This is a genomic window from Pontivivens marinum (assembly GCF_900231835.1).
Classification (GTDB): domain Bacteria; phylum Pseudomonadota; class Alphaproteobacteria; order Rhodobacterales; family Rhodobacteraceae; genus Pontivivens; species Pontivivens marinum.
The window spans coordinates 293,060-309,170 of sequence record NZ_OCTN01000003.1 but is presented as its reverse complement, the minus strand read 5'-3'; the positions used below and the strand labels follow the sequence as shown (position 1 = coordinate 309,170).

Below are 16,111 nucleotides of genomic sequence, written 5' to 3'. Positions count from 1 at the left end.
TATGTGCGGGCACGGCGCGATTGCACCGGCCAATTATCTCGGTTCGGTCGCCTTAGCCCGCTTGCGCAGTCAGGGCGGCCTGTTCCAGCGCGTCGAAATCGATCCGTTCCGGTTGATGGCCGGTATGGGCAAAGACGCGCATCAGGTCTGGTGTGGAAATGGCAATTGTTGCCTCATTGTGCAACGGGTGACAGTTCAGCAGGTCCGCCCCCATCATTTGATCGTCGAGGATAACGCGCACGCGGCGATCCGTATCGTTTACGATAGAGAGTGGCGTAACCGCGCCGGGTGTGACGCCCAGATGGGCCAGTAACAGGTCGGGTTTCGCAAAGCTGAGCTTCTTGGCCCCGATCGCGCGTTCCAGATCGCGGATGCGGATTTTGCGGTTTTCCTCGCATGTCACCAAGACCAGCTCACCCGCCTTCGATTTCAGGAACATGTTCTTGCAGTGCGCGCCGGGCATGTCGCGGCTGACGGCCTGACTTTCCTGTACGGTGAACAGGGGGGCGTGGCGGTGCAGTGTATAGGGGATGGTAAGTGCATCCAGCAGGGCCAGCAGATCTGCCTCGGTTCGGGGTGAGTTTGTCATGCGAGCCTCCATCCTGTTACGGCGGTATCATATCGGGGCAAGGGCGGATGGCCAGTGCCAGTCTGGGCCGTGAAAATAGGGTGAAACGGGAGCTGTGAAGATTTTTTGCGAGAAGTGCGAAAAAGGTGATTTTTCCGCTTGCGGCCCCCGTTCGAATCTTTATACATCGCCACACCCAAGGACGCGGGCGTAGCTCAGGGGTAGAGCGCAACCTTGCCAAGGTTGAAGTCGAGAGTTCGAATCTCTTCGCCCGCTCCAATTAACCGTTTTGATACGGTTACTTAGAAAGACCGCCTTCGGGCGGTCTTTTCTGTTTCGGGGTCCAATAATGCGCAGCAGGCTTGTCCGAAAGCGGCTTTGCGGGTACGAACAAATTGCGAACGCGCGTGCGGTGCAGAACGGAATTGATCCTGATCGCCTCTACGGGTTGTATGTTCAAAAAGAGGGCAGCCAACATGTTAACATCTGTAGAGCTTTGCGCCGGTGCTGGCGGGCAGGCCCTTGGGCTGGAGAAAGCCGGATTCGCACATACTGCCTTGGTCGAGATCGACAAGCATTGCTGCAACACGCTACGCCATAACCGGCCCGAGTGGAATGTGCTTGAGGAAGATATGCGGTTGTTCAAGGAACGCGCCGCTGATTTTCGCGGAATGGACCTGCTGGCCGGTGGTCTGCCATGCCCCCCGTTTTCTGTCGCCGGAAAGCAATTGGGGGAAAAGGACGAGCGTAATCTGTTCAATGATGCCATCGACATTATCGACGATGCGCGCCCCCGTGCGGTGATGATCGAAAACGTCCGCGGGTTTCTGGGCGCGGTGTTCCATGATTACCGTGAGAAGCTGAAAACGCAGCTGGACCGGTTGGGCTATAAAACCGACTGGCGGCTGCTGAATGCGTCGGATTACGGGGTGCCGCAATTGCGCCCCCGTGTGGTGATCGTTGCGGTGCAAAAGGAACGCGCAGACTTTTTTGACTGGCCTGAGCCGAATCCCCACAATCCGCCGACCGTTGGCGAGGTGCTGCGCGATCAGATGGCCGCAGGCGGTTGGGCCGGTGCGGCGGAATGGGCGGCAAAAGCGGATGAGATTGCGCCGACCATCGTTGGTGGTTCGAAAAAACATGGCGGTCCTGACCTTGGCCCGACCCGCGCGCGGGCGGCATGGGCGACGCTGGGGGTTGAGGGGCGCACAGTTGCGGCCGAGCCGCCTGATGCGTTCCACACCGGAATGCCCCGTTTGACCGTGCCAATGGTGGCGCGGATTCAGGGCTTCCCTGATGACTGGCATTTCACTGGCGCGAAAACGAACGCCTACCGGCAGGTTGGCAATGCGTTTCCGCCACCGGTCGCACAGGCGGTTTCGGCCCAGATCGGGCGGGTTTTGCGCAAACGTGTATTGCGCGCGGTCAGTGGCTGATCTGCCGCTTTGAAAAAGAGCATCCCCGATAGCATCGTTACCGCCGGGCACCCGGATCACGCGCTGCTATCCGCCATCAGTGCTGAAATTACCACGCGGGCAGGCGGTGCAGATGCGCTGGCCGAAACGTTCTCCACCATGCTGCGTCAATGCGTTGATGATGTGATCATGACGCCCAAAACCGGTCGGCGCAGTTATGATGAGCTGGAAAAAACCGAAAAGACCTATATCGGCACGCGGGTCGAGATTGAGCTGCGCGCGATGCTGCGCCTGTCCAAGGGGCGGCTGGATACGGTCATTCTGGGCCATGACGTTGATATCAAGAACACGATGGGCAGCAACTGGATGATCCCGACGGAGGCGATCGACAATCCGTGCATCCTCGTCGCGGCGGATGAGGTGCGGGCGGTGTGTTACTTGGGCCTGATCGTGGCGCGGCCTGATTATCTGACCGTGGGTCAGAACAAGGATTCGAAGAAGAGTATCTCGGCCGCCGGATTCGCCAATATCCTATGGTTGCTACGCGATCAGCCCTATCCGGCTAATTTCTGGCGCACCATTGCGGCGGATGTGGTGGAGCGGATATTTGCCGGTGATACGGGCAATCAGCGGATGGCGGCCCTGTTTCGGGAGGTTCAGGGTATCCCCATCACCCGCGACGTGGTGCAGGCCGTGGCGCGACAGCAGGATTTCATGCGGCGCATCCGTTCGGATAAGGGACGCGGTACGCGGGATCATTTGGCGCGTGAGGGGATTTTGCTGCTATCGGGCCATTATGATGCCCCGTTGATCGCCGAACTGGGTCTGCCGGTTTGCACGGGTAGTCAGTTTATCTCGTACCAAATGCGGGGCGAGGCCGAGTTGATCCTAGCCAAGGAGCATGGGTTCGAGGCGGTTGGTCTAGCTTCGTCATTGACAATCTGACGTGTCAGGTCGCAAGTAGGGCCGTTGGTTCCTGCCATCTGGCAGGTGAAAAGGGAATGTGCAGGGTCACGCTGACCTCAAGCACAGCCGCCCCCGCGACCGTGACCGAAGAGGTTCCTAAGACCACTGATCGCAAGATTGGGAAGGGCAGGAACCGCCGGAGTACCCCTCCGAACTTCGCAAGCCGGGAGACCTGCCAGCGAGAGATGTAACCGGCGAACGGGGTGTTTCGCGACTGGCATGTACGGGCTGCGATGGCGCGCCTGTACGCTGGCACCCCCTTCGTCCGCGTGTATTGAGGGCTGGGTGCGATGGTGAAAACCGTTTTGATGGTATGTACGACCTGTAAGGGCGTCGGTGAGTATGACCCCGAGGCCCCGCGCCCCGGTGCGGTTCTGATGGATGCATTGGCCGCAGAAACCCTGCCCGAGGATGTCGAACTGCGTCCGGTGGAATGCCTGTCTGCGTGCAGCAATGGCTGCGCCGTCGCGTTGAGCGCACCGGGTCGCTGGACCTATGTTTATGGTCGCCTGGACCCTGCCGAACATGTCGCGCAGATCGTAGAAGGGGCCACCGCCTATGCCGCGACCGAGGATGGTCTGGTACCATGGCGGTCGCGCCCGCAGATTTTCCGCAAGCAATCCATCGCGCGCATCCCGCCGCAGGAGTGAACATGACCGATTTGAACAAAATTCCCGTTACCGTGATTACCGGCTTCCTCGGCTCTGGCAAAACCACGCTGGTACGGCACCTGATGCAGAACCCGCAGGGGCGGCGGCTGGCCGTTTTGGTCAATGAATTTGGCACTGTGGGTGTGGATGGCGAAATCCTGAAGGCCTGCGCGGATGAAAACTGCCCCGAGGAAAACATCGTCGAGCTGGCCAATGGCTGCATCTGCTGCACGGTTGCCGATGATTTCATTCCGACGATTGAGGCGCTGATGGCGCTGCCGCAAAAGCCCGATCACATTGTGATTGAGACCAGCGGTCTGGCCCTGCCCAAGCCATTGCTGAAGGCGTTTGAATGGCCCGCAATCCGGTCGCGCATCACAGTGGACGGCGTGGTTGCACTGGCCGATGCGGAGGCTGTGGCGGCGGGTCGTTTCGCCTCGAACGTTGCGGCGGTTGAGGCGCAGCGCCTGGCCGATGATGCGCTGGATCATGAGACGCCATTATCCGAAGTTTTCGAGGATCAGATTTCCTGCGCGGACATCATTCTGCTGACCAAGGCGGATCTGGTGGATGAGGCGCAGATGCAAAAGGCCCGCGACGTGATCGCGGCTGAATCCCCGCGCAAGGTTTCGGTTGTCCCCGTGAGCGAGGGCAACATTGACCCCCGCGTTATTCTGGGGCTGGAGGCCGCAGCGGAGGATGATCTGGACACGCGCCCATCCCATCATGACGGGCATCACGATCATGAGCATGATGATTTCGACACCATCATGATCGATTTGCCCGAGATTGACGACACCGACGCCCTGAAATCCGCGATTGAGGCATTGGCCCGTTCGCACGATGTGCTGCGCGTCAAAGGCTATATCGCCGTAAAGGGGAAACCGATGCGGATGCTGGTTCAGGCTGTGGGCGAGCGTGTGCGGATGCAATACGACACCCCATGGGGTGGGCGTCCGCGTGTGTCATCCTTGGTGGTGATTGCGGAGCATGACCATATCGACCCGCCCGCAATTCGGGCTGCGTTGGGAGTCTGACGCGTCATGCATGTCATTTTCCGCGAGAGCCACGGGTTGGATCAAGGCGATACGCCATTCGATGTCGGGCAGACGCCCGCTGATCTGGTGGCGATGTCGTTTTCGGATTCCGATCTGGGGGCTTTCGCGGCGGGATGGCATCGTGCGCAGGGGGGGCTGCCCACGTTGCGGCTGGTCAATCTGGTCGCGCTAAAGCATCCGCTATCGGTTGATACCTATGTTGAGCAAACGCTGGAGGGCGCGAAGGGTATCCTGATCCGCCTGATCGGTGGTGCTGGCTATTGGTCCTATGGCCTGATGCAGGTGCAGGATTTGGCGCGGCGCAAGGGGATGGCCCTCGCGATTTTACCCGCTGACGGGCGCGCCGACCCGCAATTGGATGAGCTGTCTACGGTTCCGGTCAGCACGCTGCGCCGGTTGCAGCATCTATGCGATGCGGGCGGCGCGGCGGCGGCGCAGGCGGCCCTTGCCCAGATGGCGCTGGCGGCGGGGCTATATGCGGGGCCGGTCATCGGGCAGAAATCGGTTCCTGATTTCGGGTTCTACACGCCTGAGGAGGGCGTGGTTTCGGCTGCGCCCGAGGGTGGCCCGCTGGTCGTGGTCAGCTTTTACCGCTCCTACCTGACGGCGGCGGATACCGGGCCGGTGGATGCGCTGATTGCGGCGCTGCGCGAGCGGGGCTTTACGGCGGTTGGGGCATTCGCGCCCAGCTTGAAGCAACCTGCGGCGGCGGCGTGGCTCTCGGCTGAACTGGCGCGATTGCGGCCTGCGGCCATTGTGAATGCCACCGCGTTTTCGGCGCAGGGGCGGGACGGTGCGGCCTCACCGCTGGATGCGGGCGGGGTGCCGGTATTTCAGGTTTCGCTGTCCACGGCGCGGCAACAGGATTGGGCGCTGGGCGATCGGGGCCTGTCGCCTGCGGATTTGGCCATGCATGTGGTGCTGCCTGAGGTGGACGGACGGCTATTCGCCGGTTTGGTCAGCTTTAAGGAGCCGAATAAAAAGGACCCCGACCTGCAATTCGCCCGCTTTGGCCATCGGCCTGTGCCGCAGATGATTGCGGCGGCGGCGGATAAGGTCGCGGCATGGCATCGCTTGGCCACCGCGCAGGCGGGTGAGCGGAGGTTGGCCGTCGTACTGTCCACCTATCCGGGGCGCGATTACAATTTGGCCCATGCGGTGGGGCTGGACCCGCTGCAATCTACGGCGGCGATTTTGGCTGATCTGGCGGCGGCGGGCTACGGCGTAGAGGCGCCCGACGATCTGGGCCGCGCGCTGGAGTCGCAGGTTATTGAATGGCCGGTGGCGGAGTATCTGGCCGCGCTGGGCGCGTTGCCTGATGATCTGCGCGCCGATCTGGCGCAGGCTTGGGGCTCGGTTGAGGATGATCCCGACGTTTCCGATGGCAAGTTCCGGTTCCGTGCCGTTCAGGCGGGCACTGCTTTGATCGCGTTGCAGCCGGAGCGGGGCACGGTTGCGGCGCGTGAGGATGATTATCATGATCTGGCCCGCACGCCGCGCCATGCATATGTGGCGTTCTATCTGATGATGCAGGCGCGGGGTCTGCATGCGCTGATCCATGTTGGCGCCCATGGCACGCTGGAATGGTTGCCGGGCAAATCGGTCGCCCTGTCGCAGGCGTGCTGGCCCGAGGTGCTCAGCGGTGGGACGCCCACAATCTATCCGTTCATCGTGAATGATCCCGGTGAGGCAGCACAGGCCAAGCGGCGGATCGGGGCGGTGACTTTGGGCCATCTGCCCCCGCCTATGGCTGATAGTGCGGTGCCTGATGTGCTGTCCGGCTTGGAGCAATTGCTGGATGAATATTCGACCGCTGACGGGCTGGACCCCGCGCGGCGCGACCGTCTGATCGGCGCGATACGTGAGGAGGCCCGCGCGCGCGGTGTTGAGGCGGATCTGGGGCTGAGCGAGGATAGCTCCGCCGCGGAGGCGATCACCCGCATTGACCGGTTCGTGTGCGATATCAAGGAAAGCCAATTCGGCGATGGCCTGCACGTTTACGGCGCGGGGCAGTGCGGGGCGGATGAGATGGCGGGGCTGCATGCCGCGTTGAACGGTGCGCTGGTTCCGGCGGGGCCGTCCGGTTCGCCCTATCGCGGGCGCGGTGATGTGATGCCGACGGGGCGCAACCTGTTCACCACCGATCCGCGTGCGGTGCCGTCGCGGGCGGCCCATGCGCAGGGCGTGAAGTTGGCCGAGGAATTGCTGCGCCGACATTTGCAGGATCATGGCGACTGGCCACGCGGGCTGGTCATTGACCTGTGGGGATCGGCCACGATGCGCACAGCGGGTGAGGAATTTGCCATGGCGCTGCATCTGGCGGGCCTTGCCCCCGTTTGGGATGATGGGTCCGAGCGGGTTAGCGGGTTCGAGATTGTGCCGCTGGTGCTGTTGAATCGCCCGCGCATCGACGTGACGCTGCGGGTCAGTGGCTTGTTTCGCGATGTGTTTCCCGGCTTGGCGCAGATGTTCGAGCTGGCGGCCGATGCCTTGGCCGAGCGGGATGAGGCAGCGGAGGAGAATCCTTATCTGGCCCGCGCACCGCGTGTCTTTGGGCCGAAACCGGGGCAGTTCGGCTTGGCGATGGGCGCTGACCTCGATGTCTATACCGATGATGCGCGCAACCGTGCGGGGCAGGCGTGGTTGAGCGCGTCTGAATGGGCGATTAACGCGCAGGGCGATGTTTCGCAGGATCGGGCGGGGCTGGAGTCTCGGTTGGAGACCGCCGATGCATTCGTACACGTGCAGGATTTGGCGGAAACAGATGTGCTGCTGGCGGAGGATTATGCCAGCCATGAGGCAGGTTTTGCCGCGGCGCTGGCGGCACTGGGGCAGGATGCTCCGGCGCTGTACCACATGGACAGTACGCGGATGGATGCGCCACGGGCGCGGTCCTTACCCGAGGAAATCGCGCGGGTGGTGCGGGCGCGGGCAGCGAACCCCGCATGGGCTGACGGGATGATGCGCCACGGATTTCGCGGCGCGGCGGAGGTTGCGGCGACACTGGATAACCTGGCCGCATTTGCGCATTTGGCGCAGGTCGTGCCAGCGCATCTGTTCGACGCCTATTTCGATGCGACCCTAGGGCGTGAGGATTTGGTCGGGTTTATGGAGCGTGAGAATCCGGCAGCCCTCGCCGCGATGCGGGCACGCTTTGCGGCCCTGCATGAGGCGGGTTTGTGGGTGACGCGGCGCAACTCGGTTCTGGCGGAGCTGTCGGGATGAGGCCCGAGGTAAAGGGCCCCGAAATCAAGGGATGGTGCCCCGGTGCGCTGCGCCCGATGATGTCCGGTGACGGGTATTTGGTGCGGGTGCGCCCGCCCTTGGGCCGGTTGAGCGCGCGGCAGGTGGCAGGCGTTGCGGCGCTATCCTCGCAATTTGGCAGCGGGCTGATTGACCTGTCTGCACGGGCGAATTTGCAGATGCGTGGCGTTTCGCAGGCGGCGCTGGACGATTTGCAGGACGGTTTGCGCGATCTGGGGCTGCTGGATGTGGATGCAGCGGCAGAGGCGCGACGCAATCTGGTGGTGGCCCCGTTTTGGCGCGAAGGTGACGACACGCACCGGATTGCCACGGCGTTGCAGGCGGCGCTGGTCGGGGCGCAGGATTTAGCGCTGCCCGGTAAATTCGGCTTTGCCGTGGATTGCGGTGACGCGCCGATGCTGACCGATATTTCCGCAGATATTCGCATTGAGCGGGGCCGTGATGGCCTGATCTGCCGTGCCGATGGCGCGGCGCAGGGATGTGCCGTAACGGTTGAGAATGCCGTTGCCGTCGCACTGGACATGGCGCGGTGGTTTCAGGGCAGTCCCGAAAAACGGATGGCGCGGCATTTGCGCACCGTTGATTTGCCGCAACGTTTCAGCGGAACTGAGGCGTTGCCGCAGGGCGCGCCTGAGACCACCGGCTTGGTCGGTTTCGCCTTTGGGCGTGTGCATGCGCAGGTTCTGGCGCGGTTGGGCGCGGTGCGCCTGACCCCGTGGCGGATGTTGTTGGTTGAAGGGGGCGTTGTGCCGAACCATCCCGACATGTTGCGCCCCGATGATCCGGTTTTGCGGGTTTCTGCCTGCCCCGGTGCGCCCGATTGCGCGCAGGGCTTGGTGACAACGCGGGATGTGGCGCGGGCGTTGGCGGGGGAATTACCCGCCGGTTCTGGCCTGCATGTTTCCGGCTGTGCCAAGGGATGCGCCCATCCGCGCGCGCAGGAATTTACGTTGACGGGGCAGGCGGATGGACGCTTTGCCCTGATCCGAAACGGTTGTGCTGGCGATGCGCCAGTGCGATCAGGTATCGACCCGCGTGCGCTGAGCGTCGCGCCCAAAGATTTATTCGAAAGCTGACCATGCCCCATACTTATGTGACCGATGGCGCGGCCATCTATCTGGAATCCTTTGCCACGATCCGGCGCGAGGCGAACCTTGCCCGTTTCACGCCCGAGGAGGAGGTCGTGGCCGTGCGCATGATCCACGCCGCCGGTATGGTCGGGCTGGAGGAGCACGTCGCCTTCGCTGGCAATATGCCGGTGGTTGCCCGTGCAGCACTGGAGGCAGGCGCCCCCATTCTGTGCGATGCGCATATGGTGAGTGAGGGCGTGACCCGCACACGCCTACCCGCGAATAACGAGGTGATCTGTACCCTGCGCGACCCGCGTGTCCCTGATATGGCCAAGGAAATGGGCAATACACGATCCGCCGCCGCGCTGGAGCTGTGGCGTCCTCATTTGGCCGGTGCGCTGGTGGCGATTGGCAATGCGCCGACGGCCTTGTTCCACCTGTTGAACATGCTGGAGGACCCTGATTGCCCGCGCCCTGCGGCGATTATCGGCTGCCCTGTCGGCTTTGTCGGCGCGATGGAATCCAAGGCGGCGCTGATGGCCGCCGCCCCCGTGCCCAGCGTTGCCGTCATGGGCCGTCTGGGTGGGTCTGCAATAACGGTGGCGGCGATTAACGCGCTGGCCAGCCGTAAGGAGTAAACGCATGGGCAAGGTGATTTGCACGGGCCTCGGCCCCGGTGATCCTGATTTGATGAGCGTCCGGTCGGACCGTGCGATCCGCGGCGCGGCGCATGTGGCCTATTTCCGCAAGGCAGGGCGGGCCGGTCAGGCGCGTCAGATCGTTGAGGGGATGTTGGCGCAGGATGTGACGGAATATCCGATGGAATATCCCGTCACCACCGAACTGCATTTCGGCAGCGTGGAATATAAGGCGGCGCTGGCTGAATTTTACGATGCATGGGCCGACCGGCTGGCGGCGGTCGCGCAGGACAGCGATGTGGTTGTGTTATGTGAGGGGGATCCGTTCTTTTACGGCTCGTTCATGCATCTACACTCACGCTTGCAAGGGCGGGTTGAGGTTGAGATTGTGCCCGGCATCACCGGCATGTCCGGCTGCTGGACCGCCACGGATCAGCCGATCACATGGGGTGATGATGTTCTGACGGTGCTGATGGCCACTTTGCCAGAGGAGGAACTGGCCAAGCGTGCCGCAGATTCCGATGCGCTCGTCTTTATGAAAATCGGGCGCAATCTGCCCCGTGTGCGCCGTGCGCTGGAAGCAGCGGGTAAACTGGACCGCGCTTGGCTGATTGAGCGGGGCACTATGCCAACGCAAAAGGTCATGAAACTGGCCGATTTCGATGGTGAGGTTCCCTATTTCGCCATTGTCGTCGTGCATGGTCAGGGGCGCAGGCCATGAGCAAGGGTTGGGTCAAGATTGTCGGCCTGGGGCCGGGGGATCAGGCGTTGGTGACGGCGCAGGTTCAGGACGTGCTGGTCGAGGCGACAGATATTGTCGGCTATATCCCCTATGTCCGCCGGATCGCGCCGCGTGATGGCTTGACCCTACATGAGAGTGACAATCGGGTTGAACTGGACCGCGCAGCCCATGCGCTGCAAATGGCGGCAGCGGGGCAGCGGGTGGTCGTTGTCTCCTCGGGCGATCCGGGGGTGTTTGCCATGGCGTCGGCCTTGTTCGAGGCATTGGAAGCCGGACCTGCGGACTGGCTAGCGCTGGATATTCAGGTGCTGCCCGGCATTACCGCAATGCTGGCGGCGGCGGCGCGGATTGGTGCGCCACTGGGCCATGATTTTTGCGCGATCAACCTGTCGGATAATCTGAAACCGTGGCAGCTGATCGAGACACGTTTGCGCGCCGCTGGCGGTGCGGGGTTTGCGATGGCGTTCTATAATCCGCGCTCCAAAAGCCGCCCGCATCAGTTCGGGCGTGCGCTGGAGATTTTGCGTGAGGAATGTGGGGGGCAGACGCTGATCTCCTTTGCCCGCGCGGTCAGCACGGATGAGGAGCGGATCGTGACGGTTTCCCTGGACGAGGCGACGCCGGAAATGGCGGATATGCGCACCGTTGTGATCGTGGGCAATCGCGATACGCGTCGCGTTGGCGGGTTCGTTTACACGCCGCGGTCCGCGGAATGAGACAGCCAGCGCATCACCTCGTCCACGGTGGCGAATGCGGTGCGCGCCGGGATATGGGGGCGGTCGATCATGATGACCGGCAGGTCGAGCGTGCGCGCCGCGTCCAGCTTGGCCCGCGCGCCGTCACTGCCGGAATTTTTCGATACGATCAGCTCGATTTTATGGTCGCGCAGCAGGGTCAGGTCGGACTCGTAGTGAAACGGACCCTTGGCAATGATTGCCGTCGCGTTGGCTTGCAGCGCGCTGGGCGGGTCCACGAGGCGCAGCAGGTAGTGGTGCCGCGCATCGGTGAACAGGCCGATATGTTGCTTGCCAATGGCGAGGAAGATGTTGGTCGGTATATCGGGCAGGGCATGGGCGGCGGCCTCAATATCGGGAACGGTGGTCCAGTTTTCCTGCACGGCCCATGGGGCGCGTTCCAGCGCGCACAGCGGGATATCGCAGGCGACGACGGCATTCGCGCTCATCCCCGCAGCAAACGGATGGGTCGCGTCGATGACATGGGTGGTCTGTTCGGCGTGCAGGTAAGTGCGCAGGCCATCAATGCCGCCGAACCCGCCGCTACGGGTGGGGATCGGTTGGGCAACGGGGCTGCGCGTGCGGCCGGCATAGGAATAGATCGCGTCGATCCCTGCCGCGTGCAGGGCATGGGCCATCTGGTTGGCCTCGGTCGTGCCGCCGAGCAGGAGAACGCGCATGTCTGATCCTTGGGTCACGATAATCGGTTTGGGCGAGGATAGCATGGACGGGTTGAGCACCGCCAGCCGCCGCGCGATTGCCGATGCGGATATCATATTTGGCGGGCCGCGACATCTGGAATTGGTGGGTGCTGGTGAACGGGGGGCGCCGTGGCCGGTGCCGTTTTCCATTGCACCGGTACTGGATGCACAGGGGCGCGTGGTGGTTCTGGCCTCGGGCGATCCGTTCTGGTTTGGCGCGGGGTCCATGCTGGCGGAGGCTTTGCCACGCGGCGCATGGGTTGTGCATCCGGCGCCGTCCACCTTTGCGCTGGTCGCGGGGGCGCTGGGCTGGCGGATGGAGGGGGTGCAGTGCGTCGGCCTGCACGCGGCCCCGCTGACCCGATTGCGCCCTGTAGTTCAGAACGGTGCACGACTGATCTGTACGATGCGCGATGGTGCGGCACCGGCGGAGTTGGCCGAGTATTTGTGCGAGGCCGGATTCGGGGCATCGCAGTTGACCGTGGCGCAGGCGATGGGCGGTCCACGGCAGCAGCTGCGATCCTGCCGTGCGGATGCGTTTGATTTGACCGATATCAGCGCGCCGGTGGCCGTCGCGCTGAAGGTTGCAGGGTGCGGGCTGTCAGGGGCCAGTGGCCTGCCCGATGATTTGTTTGCCAACGACGGGCAGATCACCAAGCAACCCGTGCGGGCGCTGACGCTATCGGCGCTGGCCCCGCGTGCGGGTGAGCATTTGTGGGATCTGGGCGCGGGTTCAGGCTCCATCAGTGTGGAGTGGTGCTTGGCCGCGCGGGGCGCAACATCCTCTGCGCTGGAGGTACGAGCGGATCGAGCGGCGAATGTCGTCACGAATGCCGCGCAATTCGGGCTGGATCACCGGATATCGGTCACGACAGCGCGGGTGCCGGAGGGGCTGTCTGCTTTGCCACCGCCCGATGCAGTGTTTATCGGCGGTGGCGCGACCGAGGGTATGCTGACCGCCGTTTGGGACGCTATGCCCGCCGGTGCGCGGCTGGTGATGAACGGTGTCACGCTGGAGACCGAGGCCCTGTTAGCCATATGGCACGCCCGCCACGGTGGACGCTTGATACAGGTTTCGATTGCCGAGGCGGAACCACTAGGCCGGATGCGTGGTTGGTGCGCGGCCCGCCCCGTCACGCAGTGGAGCGTGACGCGATGAGGGTCGCAGGCATCGGATTTCGCGGCTCGGCAGGGGCGGCTGCAATTTGTGATGCGCTGGGTGGTGCGCAGGTGGATGCCTTGGCAACATTACAGCGTAAGGCGGACGCTCTGCGCGCATTTGATCTGGGCTGGCCAGTCATCGGGGTTTCGGACGTGGAAATCGCCGCAATGCAAACACCCAGCCATTCAGAACGGGTTTTCGCGCAGCTAGGCACCGGATCATTGGCCGAGGCAGCAGCGCTGGTCGCGGCTGGACCCGACGCGCGGCTGCTAGTAACCCGACGCATATCATCGGATGGTATGGCAACTGCCGCCATCGCAGAAGGACAGGATTTATGACGGTACATTTCGTGGGCGCAGGGCCGGGTGCGGCTGATTTGATTACATTGCGCGGGCGCGACCTGATCGCGGCCTGTCCGGTGTGCCTATATGCCGGATCGCTGGTGCCGACCGCATTGCTAGAACATTGCCCTGACGGGGCGGAGATTGTGAACACCGCGCCAATGTCGCTGGACGGGATCATGGAGGTGATCGCCTCGGCCCATGCGCGCGGCCTGGACGTGGTGCGGTTGCATTCCGGCGATCTGTCGATCTGGTCTGCGATGGGTGAGCAATTGCGCCGCCTGCGTGCCCTTGGCATTCCCTATGACGTGACGCCGGGGGTTCCGGCCTTTTCCGCCGCCGCCGCCGTGTTGGAAAATGAGCTTACACTGCCCGGTGTGGCGCAATCGGTTGTTCTGACGCGAACATCTGGTCGGGCCAGTGCCATGCCCGAGGGAGAGACGCTGGCGAATTTTGCCAAGACGGGCGCGACCCTGGCCATCCATCTGTCCGTGCATGTGTTGGAACGTGTGGTGGAGGAGCTAACGCCGGAATATGGCGCGGATTGCCCTGTGGCCGTGGTATGGCGTGCCACATGGCCCGATCAGCGGATCGTGCGGGCGACTCTGGGCACATTGCAGGCATCGGTGGGTGAGGAAATGGCGCGTACTGCGTTGATCCTCGTCGGGCCTGCCTTGGCTGCGGAGGGGTTCGATGAAAGCCAGCTCTATGCCGGTGATTACGACCGCCGTTTTCGCCCGGTCGGGACAGAGCCACGCTTCCCGGAGGGTTCGGAATGAGTGTTGCACCGGGTTTGATGATCTCCGCCCCTGCATCGGGCACGGGCAAGACGACGTTGATGTTGGGGCTGCTGCGCGCCTATCGCGATGCGGGGCTGACGGTGCAGGCGTTCAAGAGCGGGCCGGATTACATCGATCCCGCCTTTCACCACGCGGCGTCGGGGCGGCCCTCCTATAACCTCGACACATGGTCGATGGATGCGCCGCTGCTGAACGGGTTGAGCGCGCGTGCGCAAGGGGCCGATCTGGTGCTGGCCGAGGGGTCCATGGGCCTGTTCGATGGGGTGCCGCATAATGGGCGCACCGGCACGGGCGCCAGCGCGGATATGGCGCAGCGCAACGGCTGGCCGGTCGTTCTGGTCATCGACGTTTCAGGTCAGGCGCAATCGGCGGCGGCAACGGCTTTGGGCTTTCGCAGCCTGCGCCCCGACATGCCCTTTGCCGGTGTGGTTCTGAACCGCGTGGCCAGCCCGCGGCATGAACGCCTGATCCGCGACGGCATGCAGGCGGCCGGCATCACCGTGTTCGGATCGCTGCCCCGCAACAAGAGTACGGAGATGCCCGAGCGTCACCTTGGCCTTGTCCAAGCGTTGGAGCATGAGGGGATCGACACGTTGCTGGACGATGCCGCGCAATTCGTGCGCGATAATGTCGATCTGGATGCGCTGCGTGCGGCGGCGGGTAGTGTTGTCAGTGCTGATGCTGCGCCGATGCCAACCGTTGTTCCGCCGGGGCAGCGTATTGCGCTGGCACAGGATGCTGCATTTTCCTTCGTTTATCCGCATATTATGGAGGGATGGCGCGCCGCCGGGGCGGAAATCCTGCCGTTCTCGCCCTTGGCCGATCAGGCGCCGGATGCTAGTGCCGATGTCGTCTGGTTGCCCGGTGGTTATCCCGAACTGCATGCAGGCACGATTGCCGCCGCGAAAACCTATCTGAGTGGATTGCGTGATTTCGCGCAAACGAAGCCGGTGCATGGGGAATGCGGTGGCTATATGGCGATGGGGCAGGCCCTGATCGATAAGGACGGTGTGCGTCATGAAATGGCTGGGTTGCTCGGCCTCGTCACCTCGTACCAGAAGCGCAAAATGCATCTGGGCTATCGCATGGCGACCTTGCCAAACGGGCAAAAACTGCGCGGGCATGAGTTCCATTACTCGTCAATTCTGGAGCAGCCCGACGCTCCGCTTGCCGATGTGACGGATGCGAACGGGCAGGCGGTGCCGGAAACGGGATCGCAGCGGGGGCATGCCTCGGGGACGTTTTTCCATCTGATCGCCGCGGAGACAGCATGAACGGCTTTGTCAGTTTCGTATCGTCCGGCCCCGGTGATCCGGAGCTGCTGACGTTAAAGGCAGTGGACCGGCTGGGTAAGGCGGACGCGGTGCTGTTCGATGATCTGTCCGCCGGTCCGATTCTAGAGCATGCACGAAAGGATGCCGATCTGGTGGGCGTGGGCAAGCGCGCAGGGCGCAAATCGCCCTCGCAGGATCATGTCAGCCGCCTATTGGTGGATTATGCCAAGGTAGGCCAGCATGTCGTGCGCCTGAAATCCGGCGATGCGGGCATTTTCGGGCGGCTGGAGGAAGAACTGACCGCCCTGCGCGCGGCGGGCATTCCCTATGAGATTATTCCCGGCGTCACATCTGCATCCGCGGCGGCGGCGGCCATTGGTATTCCGCTGACCCGCCGGTTGGTTGCGCGGCGCGTGCAATTCATCACCGGCCATGATGTTGCGGGGGCCTTGCCCGATGATATCAACATGGCGGCTATTGCTGATCCGAAGGCTACCACCGTCGTTTATATGGGCAAGGGGACGTGGCCCAAAATGGCACGTCAGATGATTACGGCGGGCTTGCCTGCCGATACGCCCGCCCTGCTGGCGCATGCTGTCAGCACGCCAGATCAAAGCGTTACGCGGATGAGCGTCGCCGAATTGGCCGAGCATCTGGAGTCTACCAAAAGCACAACGCCTGCGCTGATCCTATTCGGTGCCTTGGCCGAAGGCGATGATTGACACGCG

16 protein-coding genes, 1 tRNA gene and 1 riboswitch are annotated in these 16,111 nt (G+C 63.0%); of the genes, 15 read left to right on the top strand and 2 right to left on the bottom strand.

Features of this window, described 5'->3' with window-relative positions; all coding sequences use genetic code 11:
• Positions 1 to 52: 52 nt before the first annotated feature.
• On the bottom strand, positions 53 to 589 hold the full coding sequence (locus CR254_RS10575; RefSeq protein WP_097929817.1) for a prolyl-tRNA synthetase associated domain-containing protein: 537 nt from the start codon (positions 587 to 589) through the stop codon (positions 53 to 55).
• Positions 590 to 772: 183 nt separating this feature from the next.
• On the opposite strand from CR254_RS10575, the gene CR254_RS10570 reads away from it, so the two are divergent.
• From CR254_RS10570 to cobJ, 10 genes are all read left to right on the top strand, one after another.
• Positions 773 to 847, top strand: a tRNA-Gly gene (locus CR254_RS10570).
• A gap of 197 nt (positions 848 to 1,044) precedes the next feature.
• Positions 1,045 to 2,004: a DNA cytosine methyltransferase gene (locus CR254_RS10565; protein WP_097929867.1), complete on the top strand. Its 960-nt coding sequence runs from the start codon at positions 1,045 to 1,047 to the stop codon at positions 2,002 to 2,004.
• A gap of 9 nt (positions 2,005 to 2,013) precedes the next feature.
• Positions 2,014 to 2,928 (top strand): NaeI family type II restriction endonuclease, encoded by a 915-nt coding sequence (locus CR254_RS10560; protein ID WP_097929816.1) that lies wholly within the window; start codon positions 2,014 to 2,016, stop codon positions 2,926 to 2,928.
• An 8-nt stretch (positions 2,929 to 2,936) separates the two neighbouring features.
• Positions 2,937 to 3,143, top strand: a riboswitch (cobalamin riboswitch).
• A gap of 96 nt (positions 3,144 to 3,239) precedes the next feature.
• Positions 3,240 to 3,599 (top strand): DUF1636 family protein, encoded by a 360-nt coding sequence (locus tag CR254_RS10555; protein ID WP_097929815.1) that lies wholly within the window; start codon positions 3,240 to 3,242, stop codon positions 3,597 to 3,599.
• 2 nt (positions 3,600 to 3,601) lie between these two features.
• The gene (cobW, locus tag CR254_RS10550) at positions 3,602 to 4,636 is read left to right on the top strand and encodes a cobalamin biosynthesis protein CobW (protein WP_097929814.1); all 1,035 of its coding nucleotides are present in this window, start codon (positions 3,602 to 3,604) and stop codon (positions 4,634 to 4,636) included.
• Between the two features lie 6 nt (positions 4,637 to 4,642).
• Positions 4,643 to 7,882, top strand: a complete 3,240-nt coding sequence (cobN, locus tag CR254_RS10545; protein ID WP_097929813.1) for a cobaltochelatase subunit CobN — start codon at positions 4,643 to 4,645, stop codon at positions 7,880 to 7,882.
• Positions 7,879 to 8,997: a ferredoxin-like domain-containing protein gene (locus CR254_RS10540; protein WP_097929812.1), complete on the top strand. Its 1,119-nt coding sequence runs from the start codon at positions 7,879 to 7,881 to the stop codon at positions 8,995 to 8,997. Before cobN ends, CR254_RS10540 begins: the two co-directional genes overlap by 4 nt.
• A 2-nt stretch (positions 8,998 to 8,999) precedes the next feature.
• Positions 9,000 to 9,629 carry a precorrin-8X methylmutase gene (locus CR254_RS10535; protein ID WP_097929811.1) on the top strand — a complete coding sequence of 210 codons (630 nt, stop codon included), beginning with the start codon at positions 9,000 to 9,002 and terminating at the stop codon, positions 9,627 to 9,629.
• Positions 9,630 to 9,633: 4 nt separating this feature from the next.
• On the top strand, positions 9,634 to 10,350 hold the full coding sequence (locus CR254_RS10530; RefSeq protein ID WP_097929810.1) for a precorrin-2 C(20)-methyltransferase: 717 nt from the start codon (positions 9,634 to 9,636) through the stop codon (positions 10,348 to 10,350).
• Positions 10,347 to 11,087 (top strand): precorrin-3B C(17)-methyltransferase, encoded by a 741-nt coding sequence (gene cobJ, locus CR254_RS10525; RefSeq protein WP_097929809.1) that lies wholly within the window; start codon positions 10,347 to 10,349, stop codon positions 11,085 to 11,087. The genes CR254_RS10530 and cobJ overlap by 4 nt, the downstream gene beginning before the upstream one ends.
• Here the strand turns inward: cobJ and CR254_RS10520 are convergent.
• The gene (locus CR254_RS10520) at positions 11,063 to 11,785 is read right to left on the bottom strand and encodes a cobalt-precorrin-6A reductase (protein ID WP_097929808.1); all 723 of its coding nucleotides are present in this window, start codon (positions 11,783 to 11,785) and stop codon (positions 11,063 to 11,065) included. The two genes, cobJ and CR254_RS10520, sit on opposite strands and share 25 nt — an antisense overlap.
• On the opposite strand from CR254_RS10520, the gene cbiE reads away from it, so the two are divergent.
• The 5 genes from cbiE to cobA are packed head-to-tail and all read left to right on the top strand — an operon-like array spanning position 11,784 to position 16,105.
• A complete protein-coding gene (gene cbiE / locus CR254_RS10515; RefSeq protein ID WP_097929807.1) occupies positions 11,784 to 12,965 on the top strand; it encodes a precorrin-6y C5,15-methyltransferase (decarboxylating) subunit CbiE in 1,182 nt (393 codons plus the stop codon). The two genes, CR254_RS10520 and cbiE, sit on opposite strands and share 2 nt — an antisense overlap.
• On the top strand, positions 12,962 to 13,306 hold the full coding sequence (locus CR254_RS10510; protein WP_097929806.1) for a cobalamin biosynthesis protein: 345 nt from the start codon (positions 12,962 to 12,964) through the stop codon (positions 13,304 to 13,306). The genes cbiE and CR254_RS10510 overlap by 4 nt, the downstream gene beginning before the upstream one ends.
• Complete coding sequence (gene cobM / locus CR254_RS10505) at positions 13,303 to 14,088, top strand: precorrin-4 C(11)-methyltransferase (RefSeq protein ID WP_097929805.1); 786 nt, start codon at positions 13,303 to 13,305, stop codon at positions 14,086 to 14,088. The genes CR254_RS10510 and cobM overlap by 4 nt, the downstream gene beginning before the upstream one ends.
• Positions 14,085 to 15,383, top strand: coding sequence for a cobyrinic acid a,c-diamide synthase CobB (locus CR254_RS10500; RefSeq protein WP_219618002.1), 1,299 nt, complete (start codon positions 14,085 to 14,087; stop codon positions 15,381 to 15,383). The genes cobM and CR254_RS10500 overlap by 4 nt, the downstream gene beginning before the upstream one ends.
• Positions 15,380 to 16,105, top strand: coding sequence for a uroporphyrinogen-III C-methyltransferase (cobA, locus tag CR254_RS10495; RefSeq protein ID WP_097929804.1), 726 nt, complete (start codon positions 15,380 to 15,382; stop codon positions 16,103 to 16,105). Before CR254_RS10500 ends, cobA begins: the two co-directional genes overlap by 4 nt.
• Positions 16,106 to 16,111: the final 6 nt, after the last annotated feature.

Coding starts and splice junctions, on each gene's coding strand:
- CR254_RS10575 (WP_097929817.1), bottom strand. CDS start 589: ATGACAAACTCACCCCGAACCGAGGCAGATCTGCTGGCCCTGCTGGAT.
- cobJ (WP_097929809.1), top strand. CDS start 10,347: ATGAGCAAGGGTTGGGTCAAGATTGTCGGCCTGGGGCCGGGGGATCAG.
- CR254_RS10565 (WP_097929867.1), top strand. CDS start 1,045: ATGTTAACATCTGTAGAGCTTTGCGCCGGTGCTGGCGGGCAGGCCCTT.
- cobN (WP_097929813.1), top strand. CDS start 4,643: ATGCATGTCATTTTCCGCGAGAGCCACGGGTTGGATCAAGGCGATACG.
- CR254_RS10540 (WP_097929812.1), top strand. CDS start 7,879: ATGAGGCCCGAGGTAAAGGGCCCCGAAATCAAGGGATGGTGCCCCGGT.
- CR254_RS10530 (WP_097929810.1), top strand. CDS start 9,634: ATGGGCAAGGTGATTTGCACGGGCCTCGGCCCCGGTGATCCTGATTTG.
- CR254_RS10510 (WP_097929806.1), top strand. CDS start 12,962: ATGAGGGTCGCAGGCATCGGATTTCGCGGCTCGGCAGGGGCGGCTGCA.
- CR254_RS10500 (WP_219618002.1), top strand. CDS start 14,085: ATGAGTGTTGCACCGGGTTTGATGATCTCCGCCCCTGCATCGGGCACG.
- cbiE (WP_097929807.1), top strand. CDS start 11,784: ATGTCTGATCCTTGGGTCACGATAATCGGTTTGGGCGAGGATAGCATG.
- cobM (WP_097929805.1), top strand. CDS start 13,303: ATGACGGTACATTTCGTGGGCGCAGGGCCGGGTGCGGCTGATTTGATT.
- CR254_RS10535 (WP_097929811.1), top strand. CDS start 9,000: ATGCCCCATACTTATGTGACCGATGGCGCGGCCATCTATCTGGAATCC.
- CR254_RS10520 (WP_097929808.1), bottom strand. CDS start 11,785: ATGCGCGTTCTCCTGCTCGGCGGCACGACCGAGGCCAACCAGATGGCC.
- cobA (WP_097929804.1), top strand. CDS start 15,380: ATGAACGGCTTTGTCAGTTTCGTATCGTCCGGCCCCGGTGATCCGGAG.
- CR254_RS10555 (WP_097929815.1), top strand. CDS start 3,240: ATGGTGAAAACCGTTTTGATGGTATGTACGACCTGTAAGGGCGTCGGT.
- cobW (WP_097929814.1), top strand. CDS start 3,602: ATGACCGATTTGAACAAAATTCCCGTTACCGTGATTACCGGCTTCCTC.